At 68.3% G+C, this 15,554-nt stretch carries 18 protein-coding genes; 10 read left to right on the top strand and 8 right to left on the bottom strand.

Features of this window, described 5'->3' with window-relative positions:
• Window positions 1–68: 68 nt before the first annotated feature.
• From BLR41_RS10990 to BLR41_RS11010, 5 genes are all read left to right on the top strand, one after another.
• A complete protein-coding gene (locus BLR41_RS10990) occupies window positions 69–701 on the top strand; it encodes a class I SAM-dependent methyltransferase (protein ID WP_092627957.1) in 633 nt (210 codons plus the stop codon).
• A gap of 201 nt (window positions 702–902) precedes the next feature.
• Window positions 903–1,556, top strand: coding sequence for an SAV_915 family protein (locus BLR41_RS10995; protein WP_143013052.1), 654 nt, complete (start codon window positions 903–905; stop codon window positions 1,554–1,556).
• A gap of 2 nt (window positions 1,557–1,558) precedes the next feature.
• Complete coding sequence (locus BLR41_RS11000) at window positions 1,559–1,870, top strand: hypothetical protein (RefSeq protein WP_143013053.1); 312 nt, start codon at window positions 1,559–1,561, stop codon at window positions 1,868–1,870.
• 13 nt (window positions 1,871–1,883) lie between these two features.
• Window positions 1,884–3,011 (top strand): hypothetical protein, encoded by a 1,128-nt coding sequence (locus BLR41_RS11005; protein ID WP_092627960.1) that lies wholly within the window; start codon window positions 1,884–1,886, stop codon window positions 3,009–3,011.
• Window positions 3,012–3,025: 14 nt separating this feature from the next.
• The gene (locus BLR41_RS11010) at window positions 3,026–3,667 is read left to right on the top strand and encodes a hypothetical protein (protein WP_245694065.1); all 642 of its coding nucleotides are present in this window, start codon (window positions 3,026–3,028) and stop codon (window positions 3,665–3,667) included.
• Between the two features lie 242 nt (window positions 3,668–3,909).
• Here BLR41_RS11010 and BLR41_RS11015 read toward each other — a convergent pair whose 3' ends face one another.
• The 3 genes from BLR41_RS11015 to BLR41_RS11025 form a co-directional block, all read right to left on the bottom strand.
• Window positions 3,910–4,167 carry a hypothetical protein gene (locus BLR41_RS11015; RefSeq protein ID WP_092627962.1) on the bottom strand — a complete coding sequence of 86 codons (258 nt, stop codon included), beginning with the start codon at window positions 4,165–4,167 and terminating at the stop codon, window positions 3,910–3,912.
• Window positions 4,168–4,534: 367 nt separating this feature from the next.
• A complete protein-coding gene (locus BLR41_RS11020; protein WP_143013054.1) occupies window positions 4,535–5,086 on the bottom strand; it encodes an SRPBCC family protein in 552 nt (183 codons plus the stop codon).
• Window positions 5,087–5,283: 197 nt separating this feature from the next.
• A complete protein-coding gene (locus tag BLR41_RS11025) occupies window positions 5,284–5,928 on the bottom strand; it encodes a hypothetical protein (protein WP_245694066.1) in 645 nt (214 codons plus the stop codon).
• A gap of 123 nt (window positions 5,929–6,051) precedes the next feature.
• Here BLR41_RS11025 and BLR41_RS11030 point away from each other — a divergent pair, with 123 nt between their 5' ends.
• Together BLR41_RS11030 and BLR41_RS11035 are read left to right on the top strand one after the other, a co-directional pair.
• The gene (locus tag BLR41_RS11030) at window positions 6,052–6,615 is read left to right on the top strand and encodes a peptidylprolyl isomerase (protein WP_175496715.1); all 564 of its coding nucleotides are present in this window, start codon (window positions 6,052–6,054) and stop codon (window positions 6,613–6,615) included.
• A gap of 57 nt (window positions 6,616–6,672) precedes the next feature.
• Window positions 6,673–7,596, top strand: a complete 924-nt coding sequence (locus tag BLR41_RS11035) for a rhomboid family intramembrane serine protease (protein ID WP_245694067.1) — start codon at window positions 6,673–6,675, stop codon at window positions 7,594–7,596.
• A gap of 114 nt (window positions 7,597–7,710) precedes the next feature.
• On the opposite strand, the gene BLR41_RS11040 is transcribed toward BLR41_RS11035, so the two are convergent.
• Window positions 7,711–8,160 carry a PH domain-containing protein gene (locus tag BLR41_RS11040; protein ID WP_176797947.1) on the bottom strand — a complete coding sequence of 150 codons (450 nt, stop codon included), beginning with the start codon at window positions 8,158–8,160 and terminating at the stop codon, window positions 7,711–7,713.
• Window positions 8,161–8,248: 88 nt separating this feature from the next.
• Window positions 8,249–8,515, bottom strand: a complete 267-nt coding sequence (gene crgA, locus BLR41_RS11045) for a cell division protein CrgA (RefSeq protein WP_092627966.1) — start codon at window positions 8,513–8,515, stop codon at window positions 8,249–8,251.
• A 264-nt stretch (window positions 8,516–8,779) separates the two neighbouring features.
• Here crgA and BLR41_RS11050 point away from each other — a divergent pair, with 264 nt between their 5' ends.
• Window positions 8,780–9,607 (top strand): class E sortase, encoded by an 828-nt coding sequence (locus BLR41_RS11050; RefSeq protein ID WP_092627967.1) that lies wholly within the window; start codon window positions 8,780–8,782, stop codon window positions 9,605–9,607.
• 28 nt (window positions 9,608–9,635) lie between these two features.
• Window positions 9,636–9,791, top strand: a complete 156-nt coding sequence (locus BLR41_RS22860; RefSeq protein WP_092627968.1) for a hypothetical protein — start codon at window positions 9,636–9,638, stop codon at window positions 9,789–9,791.
• A 339-nt stretch (window positions 9,792–10,130) separates the two neighbouring features.
• Here the strand turns inward: BLR41_RS22860 and BLR41_RS11060 are convergent, their stop codons facing one another.
• Together BLR41_RS11060 and BLR41_RS11065 are read right to left on the bottom strand one after the other, a co-directional pair.
• Window positions 10,131–10,769 (bottom strand): NAD-binding protein, encoded by a 639-nt coding sequence (locus BLR41_RS11060; RefSeq protein WP_092627969.1) that lies wholly within the window; start codon window positions 10,767–10,769, stop codon window positions 10,131–10,133.
• Window positions 10,770–10,797: 28 nt separating this feature from the next.
• Window positions 10,798–12,174, bottom strand: coding sequence for a TrkH family potassium uptake protein (locus BLR41_RS11065; protein WP_092627970.1), 1,377 nt, complete (start codon window positions 12,172–12,174; stop codon window positions 10,798–10,800).
• Window positions 12,175–12,402: 228 nt separating this feature from the next.
• Between BLR41_RS11065 and BLR41_RS11070 the strand changes: the two genes are divergently transcribed.
• On the top strand, window positions 12,403–13,044 hold the full coding sequence (locus BLR41_RS11070) for an aminodeoxychorismate/anthranilate synthase component II (protein ID WP_092627971.1): 642 nt from the start codon (window positions 12,403–12,405) through the stop codon (window positions 13,042–13,044).
• 295 nt (window positions 13,045–13,339) lie between these two features.
• On the opposite strand, the gene pknB is transcribed toward BLR41_RS11070, so the two are convergent.
• The gene (gene pknB, locus BLR41_RS11075; protein WP_092627972.1) at window positions 13,340–15,316 is read right to left on the bottom strand and encodes a Stk1 family PASTA domain-containing Ser/Thr kinase; all 1,977 of its coding nucleotides are present in this window, start codon (window positions 15,314–15,316) and stop codon (window positions 13,340–13,342) included.
• Window positions 15,317–15,554: the final 238 nt, after the last annotated feature.

Genomic DNA, 15,554 nt, shown 5'->3' on the forward strand with positions numbered 1-15,554 from the left:
AACTGCCACGCCGCTGCCGTCCCGTAGTAGCTTGAGAGCGTACTCGGCGTGCGAAGCGGGGGTGGGCGATGCGGACGACGGCAACGAAACTGGAGCGGTCCCGACGGCACTGGGATCGGCACTCCCGGACCTACGATCGGCAGATGGGCCGCCTGGAGCGTCGCTTCTTCGGTGACACCCGGCAGTGGTTGTGCGGGCGGGCCGAGGGTGAGGTGCTGGAGGTGGCCATCGGCACCGGGCTGAACCTGGAGCGGTATCCGGCCGGGACCCGGTTGACGGGGGTGGACCTGAGCCCGGCGATGCTCGAACAGGCGCGGCGCCGGTCCGAGCGCACGGGGCGTGCGGTGGAGCTCGGCGTCGCTGACGCGCAGCGGTTGGCCTTCCCCGACGCCTCGTTCGACACGGTCGTCTGCACCTTCTCGCTGTGCGCGGTTCCCGAGGTCCGTACTGTGCTGTCCGAGATGGACCGGGTGCTCAGGCCGGGCGGGCTGCTGCTGTTGGCCGACCACGTGGTGAGCACCTCGCGGCCGGTTCGGGTGGTGCAACGCCTGCTGGAGCTGGTCACGGTTCCGCAGGCCGGAGAGCACTTCCGGCGACGTCCCCTGGAGCAGGTCCGTGCGGCCGGCTTCGGGTTGGAGTTGCACGAGAGGTTCAAGCTCGGCATCGTCGAGCGTGTGGTCGCCCGCAAACCCACGGGTTGAGGCGCACCGGTCGTCCCGGCGCCGACCTGTCCGAGGGTAACTCGATCCCCGGAGTACGCCGGGCGGGTTCTTGCCTGGCCGGGGGCGACCTCCTTGAACACCCCGGTTCTCACCGGTCCCGAAGTGTCGAATCCGAACTGTGCGGGCCGATGACTCGTTACGCTGCGCCGTACGGCACTCGTACTGAAACGGGGGATGACGATGGTCGAACTGACCGAGAAGCCGCGCGTCTACGACCTCGACGAGACCGATCAGCTACCCTCCCGGCTCTACCTCGCCTGTCGTCCTGCGGAGGAGAGTGGCGGTCTGATGCTGGAGATGCGGGATTTCTCCGGAGGGCTGGTGGTACTCGCTTATTCCACATTAGACGGTTTTCTGGCCGGATGTGGACCGAATCAACCGTGGATACTGCTGCCACTCGACAAACTCCACGAGTCCGCACGAACCGGTTCCCGTTCCGATTCCGTGTTGGAATCGCCCGATTTCCGGTTCGGGGTGTTGCTGGACGCGCCGATTCCGGCCGAGCTGCGGGGTACGGCGGGCGAATGGTCGGAAGAAGAAGCGGAGTGGAACGACCCGGATTCGCCCGACTGGACAACGGTTTACCTGGCTTCGCGCCCGTACGGCGGGCGTGAGGAGCGTGTTGAGCTGGAGCTGCAACCCATGCCCGGTGGCTTGCTGGCCGTGATGGCTTACACCTCGATGGAAGCGCTGCGTCGGGGCTGCGGGCCACATCAGGCGTCCGCCCCCGTTCCCGCGGGTCTGCTCGGCGAGGTCAGGCATGCGTGTGGCGCGCACACGATCTGCTTGGACACGCCCTTGCCGGAACACCTTCGGCACGGCGGAGAGGAGTGACCGTGTCGGAGAACGGGATTCGCGCCGATCGCGATCGATTGCGCGGTATGGCCTCCGCGCTGCGAAGCAGCACGGACAAGCTGGACGCGGCCGCGAACGACGCCGCCGATATGCCCCAGGTGTCCACGTCGGCGGAGAAAGTGAGTCACACGCTGGGTGAGCTCTCGAAGACCGCTGCCGCTGTGATCGCGGCGATCGATGAGATCGCCCGTGACATCGACGCCAGCGACGGCAGCTACGGCGAGTTGGACAACCGGAACGCCGAGCGGTTACGGAAAGAGTACTACGACGAGTACGGCGGTAGGGCCGACTGATCCGGGGTGGAACATGGCTGGGGAACTGAACACCGAGGTGCTGGACGAACCCGCCACGTGTCGTGACACCGCCGACTGGTTGGGGAAACTCGGTACCGGCACGGGAGAGGTCATCGATGTCGTGAGCGAGCAGCGCGGTGCCTCCGAGAGTTTCTGGACCGGAACCGCTGCCGATGCGGCACGCGGTGAACTGGGGCGGCGATCCAAGCAGGCGCAGGAGCTGGAGGAGGCGCTCGGCAAGGTCGAGTCAGCGCTGCGGGCCTTCGCGGACGAGATCGAGACCGTCGATTCGCGCATGGCCGCCGCCCGTGGCGTGGCCCGGCAGGCGGGACTCGTGATCAATGGGACGAAGATCCTGCCGCCGAAACCGAGTCCCGCCGGGGAGTCCGGGTCGCCGAGCGCTCCGGGGAAAGCCGCCGAGAAGCGGCAGCGGGCGTTCGAGGAAGCGGGCGACATCGTGGTCGATGCGCGGGAGAAGCAGGAGAGGGCGCATCGCGAGCTCGAATCCGCGATGCAGGATCCCAACGAGACCTTCAACGCCGTGAAGACCCACGTGACCCGTTCGCTGACCGGCGGCCTGACCGCGATCAAGACCTCCACCGAGAGTGCCGCCGCGCTCTTCGAACAGGCGGACGCCCTCGAGGACAAGGCGAGGGAGATGCGGAACCTGGCCAAAGCGGCGGACCACAGCAGCGATGCCGCCAAAGCGAGGGTGGCGGCCATGCAGTACGGCGCCAAGTCAAAGGTCGCCGATGCGCGGGGAGCGAAAACGGGTGCGTTTTCGGAGAAAGTCCCGAGTTCGTTGCGAAGGGCTGCTACTGCGGACGCAGTCGGTTTACTCGGCGATGGGGCGAAAATGGCTTCCAATGCGAAGCCGGTTTTACGTGGATTGCCTTATGTGGGAACAGCGATAACAGTGGCTTCCGAGACCACCGATGTGGCAACTGGAACCCATGGGGTTGGGGAAGCTGCGATGGATGCTGGTGCCAGTCTCGGAGGCGCAGCGGTCGGCGGAGCCGCCGGTGCGGCGATCGGATCGGCGATCTTTCCGGGTGTCGGAACGGTGGTCGGAGGAGCGGTCGGAAGCATGGCTGGAGACTTCCTTGCGACCAGTGCGGAGAACTGGCTGACCGGCGAGTAGTGAGGACCAGGTATATGCAAGAGGAGACTCCGGCGCAGGAGGAGCTGCCGCCGCGTCCGGATCCGTGGACCGGAGAGCCCAGACCGCCGCGTGCTCCGGCATTCTTCGGTACGAGAAAGGCGGAAAAAAGCAGGGATTCGGACAGAGAACAGGAGCAGCACCGAAAGCCGGAGCCGCCGCCCGGTCAGGGTCCGGTGCTGGAGTGGTACCGCCACAGTCGACTGGGCGCTTTGTCCGTGGCTCTCGCCGGTTTCGTGCTCATCGTGGGCGGTGTAACCCTCAAGCAGGGGCTGGAGTTCTCGTGGATGAGCCTCTGGCCGGTGTGGGTGATCTGCCTACTGGCGACCATAGGTCTCTATGTGCTCAGCAGAAAGCTGCGTCAAGCGGCAGGGGCCGATTGGTACAGCAACGGTGGTGAGTGGGTTCGGCTGTACGAACTGGTCGAGGTGACCGTCAAGCACAGGAGTTCCTCGATGTACCTGGATCTGAAGGACACCGGTGGACGGAAAGTGCACGCCAAAATCGAGGAGGTACAGGAAGACCGCGACATGTGGGATCTGGTCTACAATGGCCTGCTGCACTCGGTGGTGGCCAACGGGGCGAGTACGAACAACGCGGTGCACTCGCGGTTGAGGGTTCCCCGTCGTTCCGAGTGATTTCGGGGCTCCGAGCGGCGAGACCGGGCCGGGCTCGAGTGCCCGGACTCACCGGGAAGGCGCGCGTTCTTCCGGCGCGGCCCCGGCTCGTCGTCGGATTCCGAAACGTCCCGCCGCGTCGGACGGTTCCGAGCGGTCGTGGCCCATCGGGGTGCCGGTCACCCTCGAACCTCGTCGAGCCCGGGCTCGACGAACTCGACGCTTCCGACACGCCCGTCCGTCCGGCCGCGTACCGAGCGGGCTCAATTCGACTGGGCGTGCCGACCGGCGGTCTGCAGCACCGCCCCGTCCGGCCGCTCGATTCCGCTCGACTCGGTACCGGAGGCATCGGCCCCGGCCTCCTCGCTGTCGCGGTGCCTGCCGCTGAGCGCCGAGTCGACCAGCAGGTCCGCGAACTCCGGCGGCTCGGAAACGGCGATCTCGGAGCCGACCGGATCGGACAGTTCGCGGGCCAGTTCGGCGAAGATCGGGTTCATCGTCTCGTTCGTGAGGTCGGACATCGTTTCCGCTCCTGTTCTCCGGATCGTGCTGCTCGGTTGTCGTTGTCGTAGTGGCGGGGGAGGGGCCCGAACTTCCCCGGTTCGGGCCCCGGCGCACCGCCCGGTCCCTCCCCCCGTGCGCGCCGATGACCGGGTGGTGCTTACGGACGTGTGCCCTCGGCACCGGGGCTCCCCGTTGCCGTCCGTTGCCCGTGGGACGCATGGCTCGCCCGCTCGTGACGTGACTAGACCTGTCCGATTTCGTTCCGCTATCCGCTCGTTATGACCGATTCGGGAAACCGCGTCGCGGTCGGTTGCCGGGCCGGGCAGCCCGTCGGTTCCTCGGAAAGCCCGTGCTCCGCTCCGCACGGGGGCGTGCCAGGATGCTTCAGTCGTTCGTCGGGGTGAGGCCGGGGGCCTGCTCGATGGTTCGCTTCACGGCGCGGACGGTGTGGCGCATGCCGCCCTCCAGTCGTGACCTGCGGCGGGCCAGGAACAGCGCCGCCTGTTGTTCGGAGAGTTCGGCGAGCTGCACCCGCAGCCCGTGGCGGAGTTCACTCATCACGTACCGCTGGGTCAGCAGACAACCGCCCTCGGTAGGGGTGATCTCGAACGACCAGGTCGAGGTCTCGGCCGCGTTCACGCTGCCGTGAACGCCCCACGAGAACAGGTGGGGGCGGTCGGCCGCCAGGACCTCGCACTCGGTGGTCCAGTCGCGTTGCTCGCCCCTGTTGTGGCCGCGGAAACGGGCGCCGGCTCGTCCGGGTGGGGCGGTGAGCCATTCCCCACCGGTGTTCTCGGGGCTCCACTCGCCCATGCGGGTGATATCGCTGACGGTGTCGTAGACGGTGTGGGGGTTCGCGTGGACGTGTACGGCGGCGTGCAGCTCGAAGCGCGTGTCGATCTCGGGCTCGGCCATACGCGTACTCTGCCAAGCCACCCCGACAAATCGCCCGGAGTTTTCGGCGTGGGGCCGATACGAGACGTGGGGCCGATACGAGACGTGGGGGCCGGTACGAGACGTGGGGGCGCCGATACGAGACGTGGGGGCGCCGATACGAGACGTGGGGCCGATACGAGACGTGGGGGCCGGTACGAGAACCACCGGCCCCCACGTCCGCTGTCGTTAACCGTCGATCAGTGGTTCTGCGACCCCTGGTGCGGCTGCTTGTCCGAGACCTGTCCGTTCTCGGTCGACGCGGGCCCCTGGTCCTGCGGCTCGTTCGGGGGGAACTGCCCGTCGTCGATCGGCAGCTCCTCGGGGCGGCGCGAGAGGGCGGCGGCCGCGGCTGCCGCCGCTCCGGCGAGGAGCAGCACCACCCACGGCCACTTACGCCGCTTGGGCTTGCCCGGATCGATCCGCCCGGCGAGCTCCTTGCGTGCGACCTCGGCGCTCTTGGCGAGCTGCTTGCGCTGCTTGGCGGTCCGCTTGTCCCACGCCTTGCGGGCCTTCTTGCCGCGTTTGGCGAGTTCCTTGCGGGACATTCCAGTGGCCCGCTGCGCGATGCGTTCCTGCAGGTCGTCCGTGTAGATGCCGCGTGCGGCCAGTTCCTGCTCGGCCAGTGCCGCGGCCTGCTTGGACACCTTCGATCCCACGGTGCGGGCCCTGGCCGCTCCGTGCTTGGCGCCCTTCACACCGGTGCCGACGGCCCTGCCCACGTTCTCGCCGGCGCGGGACATCGCTTTGACCTCGTCCATGCTGTTGCCTCCTATTCCCTGGGCCCTGCCGGACTCCTCGCCCGGGTGGCGCCGCTGGTCGTCCGGCTTTCGCGGGGTTGCCACCGTGATCAGCGGGCTGTGGACCCGATGCTCGCTTCGCGCTCACCGGGTACCGCGCACTCCTTGACGATCAAACCCCATATTGCACCCTGTGGCGGTTCGTACGCTCGTCGATGCGAGGATGAGGTGGTGGCAGACAACGGATCGCTCGTGGGAACGACGGTGACCGCGACCCTGCATACTACGCAGGGCAATATTCGAGTCGAGTTGTTCCCGAACCAGGCTCCAAAGACCGTGTCCAACTTCGTCGGGCTCGCGGAGGGGACCGCGGACTACACGGAGCCCAACGCGCGGGGTGAACGGTCCGGCCCGTTCTACGATGGTGTGATCTTTCACCGGGTCATCGACGGTTTCATGATCCAGACCGGGGATCCGACCGGTACCGGTCGTGGCGGCCCCGGCTACCAGTTCTCCGACGAGTTCCACCCCGAGCTGCAGTTCAACCGGCCGTACCTGCTGGCCATGGCCAACGCGGGGCCGAACACCAACGGTTCGCAGTTCTTCATCTCGGTCGCGCCGACCACGTGGTTGAACTACAAGCACACCATCTTCGGCGAGGTCGCCGACCAGGAGTCGCGTAACGTGGTGGACGAGATCGCCAACACCGCCACCGGTCAGGGCGATCGTCCTGTCAACGACATCGTCATCGAGAAGGTGACCATCGAACGTGGCGAGACCGCCGAAGCCTGAGCCGTGGCGACGCGGCCGGTACGGGCCGCGCGCCTCGCACGGGGAGCGGGGATCGAGGTGAACGTTCCACCCGGACAGGCCGGGGACCCGAACAGTCCCCAGGCCATGCCGACGTGTCCGCGTCACCCGGACCGGCCCACCGGGTTGAGCTGCACGCGCTGCGGGCGCCCCGCTTGCCCGGAGTGCCTGCGGGACGCCGCGGTGGGGCAGCACTGCGTGGACTGCGTCAAGCAGGCCGAGCGCACCACCCGCAGGCCCGTGACCGTGGCGGGGGCTCCGCTGCGCAGCAAACCCGTGTTGGTTCCCGGGTTGATCGCGGTGAACGTGCTGATCTACGTGTTCACCGCGGTCCAGGCGGGTTCGGCAGCCGCCAACAGCTCCGCGCCGCTGTTCCAGGCGTGGTGGTTGATGCCCGCACAGGTGGCCGGGGATCAGTGGTGGCGGGTGTTCACCTCCGCCTTCCTGCACTTCGGGCTGATTCACCTGCTGATCAACATGATCGCGCTGTGGGTGGTCGGTCGAGATCTGGAGTTGTTGCTCGGTAGGCTCCGGTTCGCCGCCGTCTACCTGCTCTCGCTGCTCGGCGGCAGCATGTTCGTCTTCCTGTTCGACGCACCGTTCACGCGGACGGCCGGTGCCTCGGCCGCGTTGTACGGGCTGTTCGGTGGGCTGGCCGTGGCAGCATGGCGCCTGAAGCTGAACATACGGCCCATCCTGCTCGTGATCGGGCTCAACGTGGTGCTGACCATCACCATCCCGAACATCTCGCTGCTCGGGCATCTCGGTGGCCTCGTGCTGGGTGCGTTGTCCACCGCGGCGCTGCTGTACGCGCCCGCCGCCCGCCGCAACCGCTGGCAGGCCGGCGGACTGGCCGCGGTGTTCCTGGTGATCGTGGCCGCGATGCTCACCCGCGACGCGATGCTCGGCGGGACGGTGTGCGACGTGTTGCAGGGCAGGCAGTTCTGCGTGCGGACGAACTGATTCGAAGCACCGCCCGCACCGGGAGCCGTGTGAGCCCGGGGACTGCCGAGCGCCGCTTCGCCGGTGCCGGGTACGTGGCGTCGGAGACTCCGGCGACGTCGGCGGCGGAAATCCTCAGCGCCGCAGCGCTTCGAGCTCTTCGGCCACCTCGGCCGGTTCCGCTCCCAGGTCGAACCGGCCCAGCAGCAGCAGTCCACCCGTCAGGTCCGCTTCGGGAACCTCGATCTCCAGTATCGGCACGGTGCGTCCGAACCGGCTGCTGGTGGTGACGCGGTGCGAGAGCCGATCCCAGGGCCAGCGGTGGCGTCCTCCGAGCGTGCGCACGGTTATCCCGCCGGGGTCGGCACGAAGCCTGGGGCGCAGGTAGGTCAGACATCCCGCGGCCACCACGGCCACCGCCAGGGCGGCCCCGAGGAAGACGCGGTCCAGGCTGTTCGAGGCCAGCCACACCACGGGCACCAGTCCCGCGGCCACCACCCAGCAGAGCACCAGCGAGCCTACCGGTGTGGACCAGACTCGGGATTGCGCCGCGCCGGGATCGCCGGAGCCGTCATCGCAGCTCAATGGCTGTCCGAACGAAGTTGTCCACAAGAGTTGTCCACATGGGGATGACTTACATTCGTGTTATTCGGCGTCCCGGCCCGGCCAGTTCTCACCGCCATTTCATGGTCATCAACAACCCGATGATCATGAAGCCGAAGCCGACGGCGAAGTTCCACGGCCCGAGATCGGCCATGAACGGGATCTTGGGGCCCGCCAGATAGTTGACCACCAGCCACAGCAGGCCCAGCACCATCATGCCGAGCATCACCCCGACGTAGATGGGGTGGGAGGGTCCGGCTGACTTCGCCTTCACCGGTGTGCGGCGATCTACTGGCGGGGGAGAGGAGGTCTTCTTGCGGACCTTTGACTTGGGCATGGTGTCCTCGCCAGGTGGGTTCGGCCGCCCCGACCGCGCTGCTCGCCCGGTGAGACGGACCTTCCTCGACACGTTTTCACACGCCGCCGAGCGAGGTGATTCGCACGTTCGACCGGACCGGGCCCGTTGGTGCCCGGCGACCGGCGGCTGACGAACCGCCCCGAGGCGACTACTTTCCACTCACACGTTAACGCAATATCCCGGTTTTCCGAACAACCCGTATGCTGCTGTTGATATCCCTCGATCGGGGCCGGGGAGGGCGTCATGGTGAGTCTCGACACTCCGCCGCAGGCACCACCGCCGGAGCGACGGTCAGGTCGGCTACGCGCTGTGCTGCGCGGATTCGGAGAGGGGCTCATCACGCTGGGACTGGTGGTGCTGCTCTTCGTGTTCTACGAGGTGCAGGTGACCAGCTGGTTCTCGGCGCGTCAGCAGGCCGATGCCACGCAGCGGTTGCGTGACCGCTGGCGGGAGGTCTCCCCGGAGGCCCGGGCACCGGACCCCATCCCCGGTCGTGGCTTCGCCCGGCTCTACGTGCCGGCACTCGGATCGGGCTTCCCGTTCACCGTCCTGGAGGGCACCGACCAGGAGACCCTGGCCGCCGGGCCGGGGCACTACACCGGTACGGCCCTTCCCGGGGAGCGGGGCAACTTCGCCCTCGCGGGGCACCGCTCCGGACGCATGGCCCCGTTCGGGGATCTCGACCGGCTCGACTCCTGTGACGCGGTGGTCGTCGAAACCGCCACCGAGTGGTACGTCTACCGCGTGCTCCCGCTGCGGGACGAGGCCGCCGACTGGGATCCGGAAACCGCTCCGGAACGCTGTGCCGGTGCGGCACCGATCGGCGGGCCCTACCGGGAGGTCTTCGGCAGGAGCATCGTCGAGCCACAACGCCGCGAGGTCATCCACCCCGTGCCCGGCGTGCCCCGTGGGACCGTGCCCGAGCAGTGGCGCAGCAGGCTGATCACGCTCACCACCTGCCATCCGCGCTACTCGGCCGAGAAGCGGATGATCGTGCACGGCGTGCTGACCAAGCGCTATCCGAAGGTGGCGGAGCGGCCGGATCTCCGACCCCCGGAACTGGACGGTTGAGCACCGCGACACGAGAGCGGGTTGTGGAATGTACGCATGGATCTGGCGCCAGCTGCCCGGACCGCTCGCGGTGCGGGCCGTCACGGCGTTGCTGCTGGTGGTCGGGGTGATCGCGCTGCTGCTGTTCGTGATCTTCCCCGCGGTCGAGCCGCTGCTGCCGTTCGGCGATCCCACTCTGGAATGAGCGGTTCCCCGGGCTCGAACTCCACCCGGCCCGCCGTCGACTTCTCGCGAAATCGCCGCGCCCGGGACCGCCGTCGGGACGCGACCGAGCGGCTCGCAGCGCGGGTGTCTCGAGCGCGTGAGTCGGATGCATTGCGAGGCCGGGCCGCCTCGCCGCGTAGGTCGCTACTCAAGAGCCGGCCCAACGCTCCCAAGGCGCCGACTCACGTGACGGCTACCGGACCACGTAGCCGAGTCCTGTCACGAACTTACCTACCCGATGTCGGTCCTCCCGGAGCGAGAGCCCACGAGAGGTTCCGCCAGGCGACCACCCTGCCAAGCCTGGGCGCTCAGGGGTCCGTCAAGTGAGGTCGGCGAACCGCTCCACGTCGTTCGACCTCCCCGAGACGATCAGAATGTCGCCGTGGTGCAGCACGGTTTCCTGCGTGGCGTAGGTGAACCCTTCGCCGGGACGTTTGATCCCCACCACGGTCACCCCGTACTTGCTGCGCACCTTGGTCTCGCTCAGCGGGCGTTCCACAGCCGCCGCCGGGGCGCGGGTCTTGACTATCGCGTAGTCGTCCTCGAACTGGATGTAGTCCAGCATCCGGCCGGTCACCAGGTGCGCCACCCGCTCCCCCATGTCGTGCTCCGGTAGGACGACCCGGTGCGCGCCGACTCGTTCCAGGATGCGGCCGTGCTGCCTGTTGACCGCCTTCGCCCAGATGTGTGGGATCTCGAATTCGGCCAGCAGCGAGGTGGTCAGGATGCTGGCCTCCAGATCGTCCCCGATCGCCACCACGGCGCGCCGGAAGTCGGGTACGTCGAGCTGGCGCAGCACCTCGGGGTCGGTGGTGTCGGCCACCGCCGCGTGGGTGACCGCGTCCGAGAACTGCTGCACCAGGTGGGGGCGGTTGTCCAGTGCGAGTACCTCCGAGCCACCCTCGACGAGCTCCACGGCGAGTGAACCCCCGAAGCGGCCCAGTCCGATCACCACCACGCGGGACGGGCGTGCACCGTGATTCTGTCTACCCAACGATCGGTCGCTCCTCAGGCAAGTCGTAACGGCGGCCACGCTCCCGCAACGCGAGAGCGGAGGCCATGGTGATCGGCCCCAGCCTGCCGGTGAACATCAGCACGATCAGTACGAGCTCGGCCGCCCGCGGCAGCTGCTCGGTGATGCCGGTGGAAAGACCGACGGTGCCGAAGGCCGAGATCGATTCGAACAGGGTCGCGTCCAGTCCGAAGGGGGTGATGACGAGCAGCAGCAGCGTCGCGGTGAACACCATGCCCACCGCTACCAGCACCACGGTAAGCGCCTGGCGCTGCACCCCCACCGGTAGTTTGCGCCCCAGCACGTGTACCTGCGATTCGCCCCGCACCTCGGTGAGTATCACGAACGCCAGCAGCGCGAAGGTGGTGACCTTGATACCGCCCGCGGTGCCCGCGCTGCCGCCACCGACGAACATGAGCACGTCGTTGACCAGCATCGTGGTCGGGTTGATCTCGCCGATGTCCACGGTGGTGAACCCGGCGGTGCGTGGGGTGGTCCCGTGGAACAGTCCGACCAGCAGTTTGCCCCCGACGCTCAGCGGGCCCAGGGTCTCCGGATTGTTCCACTCGAACGCCCCGAAGGCCAGCACGCCGACCCCCAGCAGTACGGAGTAGGCCAGCAGTGTCACCCGCGCGTGCAGCGACCAGTGACGGCGTTTGCCGCGCAGCCTGCGGCCGATCTCGAACAGCACCGGGAATCCCAGGCCGCCGACGATGACGGCGAACAGCACCGGCAGGCACACCAGCGGATCGGTGGCGTAGCGCTGCAAGCTGTCGGGATACAGCGCGAATCCGGCGTTGTTGAATGCGGAGACGGCGTGGAACACCCCGAAGTAGGCGCCCTCCCCCCACGACTGGCCGTACCCGAGCACGAACCGGAGGGTCAGCGCGAGCGCGGTGATCGCCTCCATCACGAGGCTCAGCGTGATCACTCCCGCGATCACCGAGCGGACGTCACCGAGGCCCAGGCTCTTCGTCTCGGCCTGGGCACTGCGCCGCATGCGCAGCCCCAGCCTGCGCACCACGAGCATGCCCAGCAGGGAAGCCAGCGTCATGATGCCGAGGCCACCCACCTGGATGAGCCCGAGGACCACCACCTCGCCGAAGGTGGACCAGTGCGCGGCGGTGTCGACCACCACCAGGCCGGTCACGCACACCGCCGAGGTCGCGGTGAACAGTGCGGTCACCCAGTCCGTCGTGCTGCCCTGCTCCGTCGAGACCGGCAGCATCAGCAGTCCGGCTCCCAGCAGCACGGCCATCGCGAAGCCGATGACCACCATCCTGGCCGGGTGGCTGGCCCGGAGGAAAAGTCGCACCAGCGCCGCTGCCCGTCGCACCACGGCGGTCGGCATCCCGTTCGGTCTCCCGCTGGTCGTCACGGCGCCACCGTTGGTTCCGGCACCGCGGAGCTAGGCGTGTCCACGAGACGCGGAGGCTATCGCATCCTCCTCGCCCGTCACGAGCGACCCGCCGCGTCTTCGCAGTACAGCGGATGATTCGGGTGATTCGGGTGACACGTCCCGGGCCGGAGCTCTCCAGGGGCTCGCCGTGCGGGGGAACGGCGAAGTAGGCTGGCCAGCGTGCGGGTTCTGGTGGTCGACAACTACGACAGCTTCGTTTACAACCTCGTGCAGTACCTCGCCCAGCTCGGGGTGGAGTGCGTGGTTCGCCGCAACGACGTCGTGGCCGACGAGGACGTCCGATGGTCCGACGGTGTGCTGCTCAGTCCCGGACCTGGCAAACCCGAAGGGGCCGGGCGTTCCCTGGAGCTCGTCGGCGACTGCGTGCGCCAGAGCAAGCCGCTGCTGGGAGTGTGTCTCGGCCACCAGGCGTTGGGGGCCGCGCTGGGGGGCGTCGTCGAGCGGGCACCGGAGCTGCTGCACGGCAAGACCAGCGAGATCGAGCACGGGGAAGCCGGCGTGTTCGCCGGGTTGCCGCATCCGCTCGTGGCGACGCGCTACCACTCGTTGACCCTGCGCCCGGACAGCGTGCCCGCCGAGTTCGACGTCACCGCACACACCGCCGAGGGGGTGGTGATGGGGCTGCGGCACCGTGAGCTGCCGCTGGAGGGCGTGCAGTTCCACCCCGAGTCGGTGCTGACCGAGGGGGGACACCGCATGCTGGCCAACTGGATGGACCTCGCCGGTTACGCGCCGGACTGGACCCTGGTCGGGGAGCTGGAACGCGGCATGCGGGAGCTCGCCGCGAACGCACTGCGCTGACCGGTTACCGGGCCCGACCGGGCGGCGATACGGCCGGGCGGCGATACGGCGAACCCCGTGGCGGAATCACCGAGGCGGGGATTTCCGCGGCGGAATCCCCGCGGGGCGGGACCGCCGAGCCGGTATCGGCCCTCGTCGACCCCCACCTCACGGGGTCGGCCCGAGAGGCACGGGCGCTGTTCTGTTCCGGCTGTGTGCTCTCCGGCTCCGGCCGTGTGCCGTGCCCGTCCCGGACGGGTGCGCTTCGTCCGGGACGCCCGCTCCCACGGCTGCCGAGAGTCCGGGGCCGCGCCGGTCAGTCGAAGATGCCTCCCCCGGGAGGGCTCGTGCTCGACGTGTCGGTGGGGCTCTCCTCGTTCTCCTCGACGCCGATCCGCAGCGTCACCTCACCGTTGCGGTCCAGCTTCGAGCTCGCCGAGGGGGAGGTTGCCACGACCGTGTCCTCCTGGGAGGAGTCCGAGACGGCCTTCTCACCGGTCCTGACCGTGCCCTTGAAGCCCGCCTCGCGCAGCGCGGATTTGGCCTCGGACTCGTCGAAACCGATCACGTCCGGCATCCGCATCTGTGAGCCGTCCGAGACCGAGAGCGTGACCTCGGACCCCTTGGGCACGCTCGACCCGCCGGAGGGACTCTGGCCGACCACGGTGCCCTGGTCCTTGACAGAGGCGACCTCCTTGGTCGAAACGTCGAAGCCCGCCGAGCTCAGGAGCTGTCTGGCCTGTTCCACCTGCAGCTCGGTCACGTCGGACAACTGCTGCTTCGGGACGGCCTTGCCCACCACGACGTTGATGGCGCTTCCCTTCTCGGCCTGGCCGGTGGCGTCCTGCTCGATGATCTTGCCGACGTCGGACTGGTTCTGCACTTCCCGTTCCTGCTGGGTGCCGAGCTGCAGGCCCCTTTCGTCCAGGGCGGCGCGGGCCTCTCGCACCGTCATTCCGCTCAGGTCGGGAATCTTCACCGAGTCGGGGCCGGTCCCCTTGATCAGCTCTATCTTCCGGTCGGGCGGGTACATCCCCGCTCCGGGAGTCTGCTCGATGATGGTGCCTTCCTGCCCGGATTTCGAGGCCTGGCCGGTGATCGAGAAGTTCTGGAATCCGGCGTTCCTGAGTTCCTGCTTGGCCGCCGGAACCTCCATCTCCGTCAGATCATTCAGCCGGAGCTGTTTCGGCTCCTCGGAACCGCCCCCGTTGAACATCACCAGGGCCAGCCCGGCCAGCAGGGCGAACACCGCTACGCAGGCGGCGGTTACCAGCCCGATCGTCCACCGCCTGCGTCTCCTGCGGGCGTAGTCCTCGTCGTCGCCGTCGTAGTCCGGCGGCATCGCCGCCGCCGTGCGGGGCTCGCGTTCCTCGTTGACCCGGGTGGTCTCGGCCTCCCCGGCGGCCAGCTCGGTGCGTTCCTCCTCGGACATCACCAACGGCGCCTTGGGGCGCTGGCCGGAGAGCACCCGCACCAAGTCGGTGCGCATCTCGGCCGCCGACTCGTAGCGGTTCTCCGGGTTCTTGCTCAGCGCCTTGAGGATCACCGCGTCCAGCTCGCCGGGCACCTGCTGGTTGACGTCGGAGGGTTTGCCGGGTTGTTCCCGGACGTGCTGGTAGGCCACGGCCACCGGCGAGTCACCGGTGAACGGGGGTTCGCCGCACAGCAGCTCGTAGAGCACGCAGCCCGAGGCGTAGACGTCGCTGCGGGCGTCCACGGTCTCGCCGCGGGCCTGCTCGGGTGAGAGGTACTGCGCCGTTCCGATGACCGCGGCGGTCTGCGTGACGGCCGCCTGCCCGTCGGCCACCGCCCGCGCGATCCCGAAGTCCATCACCTTCACCGCGCCGGAGTCGGTGATCATGATGTTGGCCGGTTTCACGTCGCGGTGCACGATGCCGTGCCGGTGGCTGAAGTCCAGCGCGGCGGACGCGTCGGCCATGACCTCCATCGCGCGGCGCGGCGCCAGGGGCCCCTCGGTCTTGACGATGTCCCGAAGTGTGCGGCCGTTGACGTACTCCATGACGATGTACGGCAGCGGCCCGTTCTCGGAGTCGGTCTCACCGGTGTCGTAGACGGCGACGATGGCCGGGTGGTTCAGCGCGGCCGCGTTCTGCGCCTCCCTGCGGAACCGCAGCTGGAAGGTGGGATCCCGAGCGAGGTCCGCACGCAGCACCTTCACTGCGACGTCCCGGCCGAGCCGGACGTCACGGCCACGGTGTACCTCGGACATACCCCCGTAGCCGAGGGCGTCCTCGATCTCGTAGCGGTTGGAGAGAAGTCGCGGTGAGCTCATCGCTGCGTCGTCCCGATCTGTGTCCACGAGCGTCCCATCAAGTTGCCCCGGAAAGCCGTGACGGCTGTCGCCGACCGGTTCCGGGCGCGGTGCGCGGTTCCCCCGACTTCGTGCTTACCGGCTCCACGTGTCTCGTTCGCGATCGACGAGACAGCGTAGGTGCCTCCGATTCGCGGTGGCAGTGCGTACTGCCGCGGTGTGCCGATTCCTCGCCGGCCGGGCGTCCGTTCCGCCACCG

It is taken from the genome of Actinopolyspora mzabensis, assembly GCF_900101095.1.
Taxonomy (GTDB): domain Bacteria; phylum Actinomycetota; class Actinomycetes; order Mycobacteriales; family Pseudonocardiaceae; genus Actinopolyspora; species Actinopolyspora mzabensis.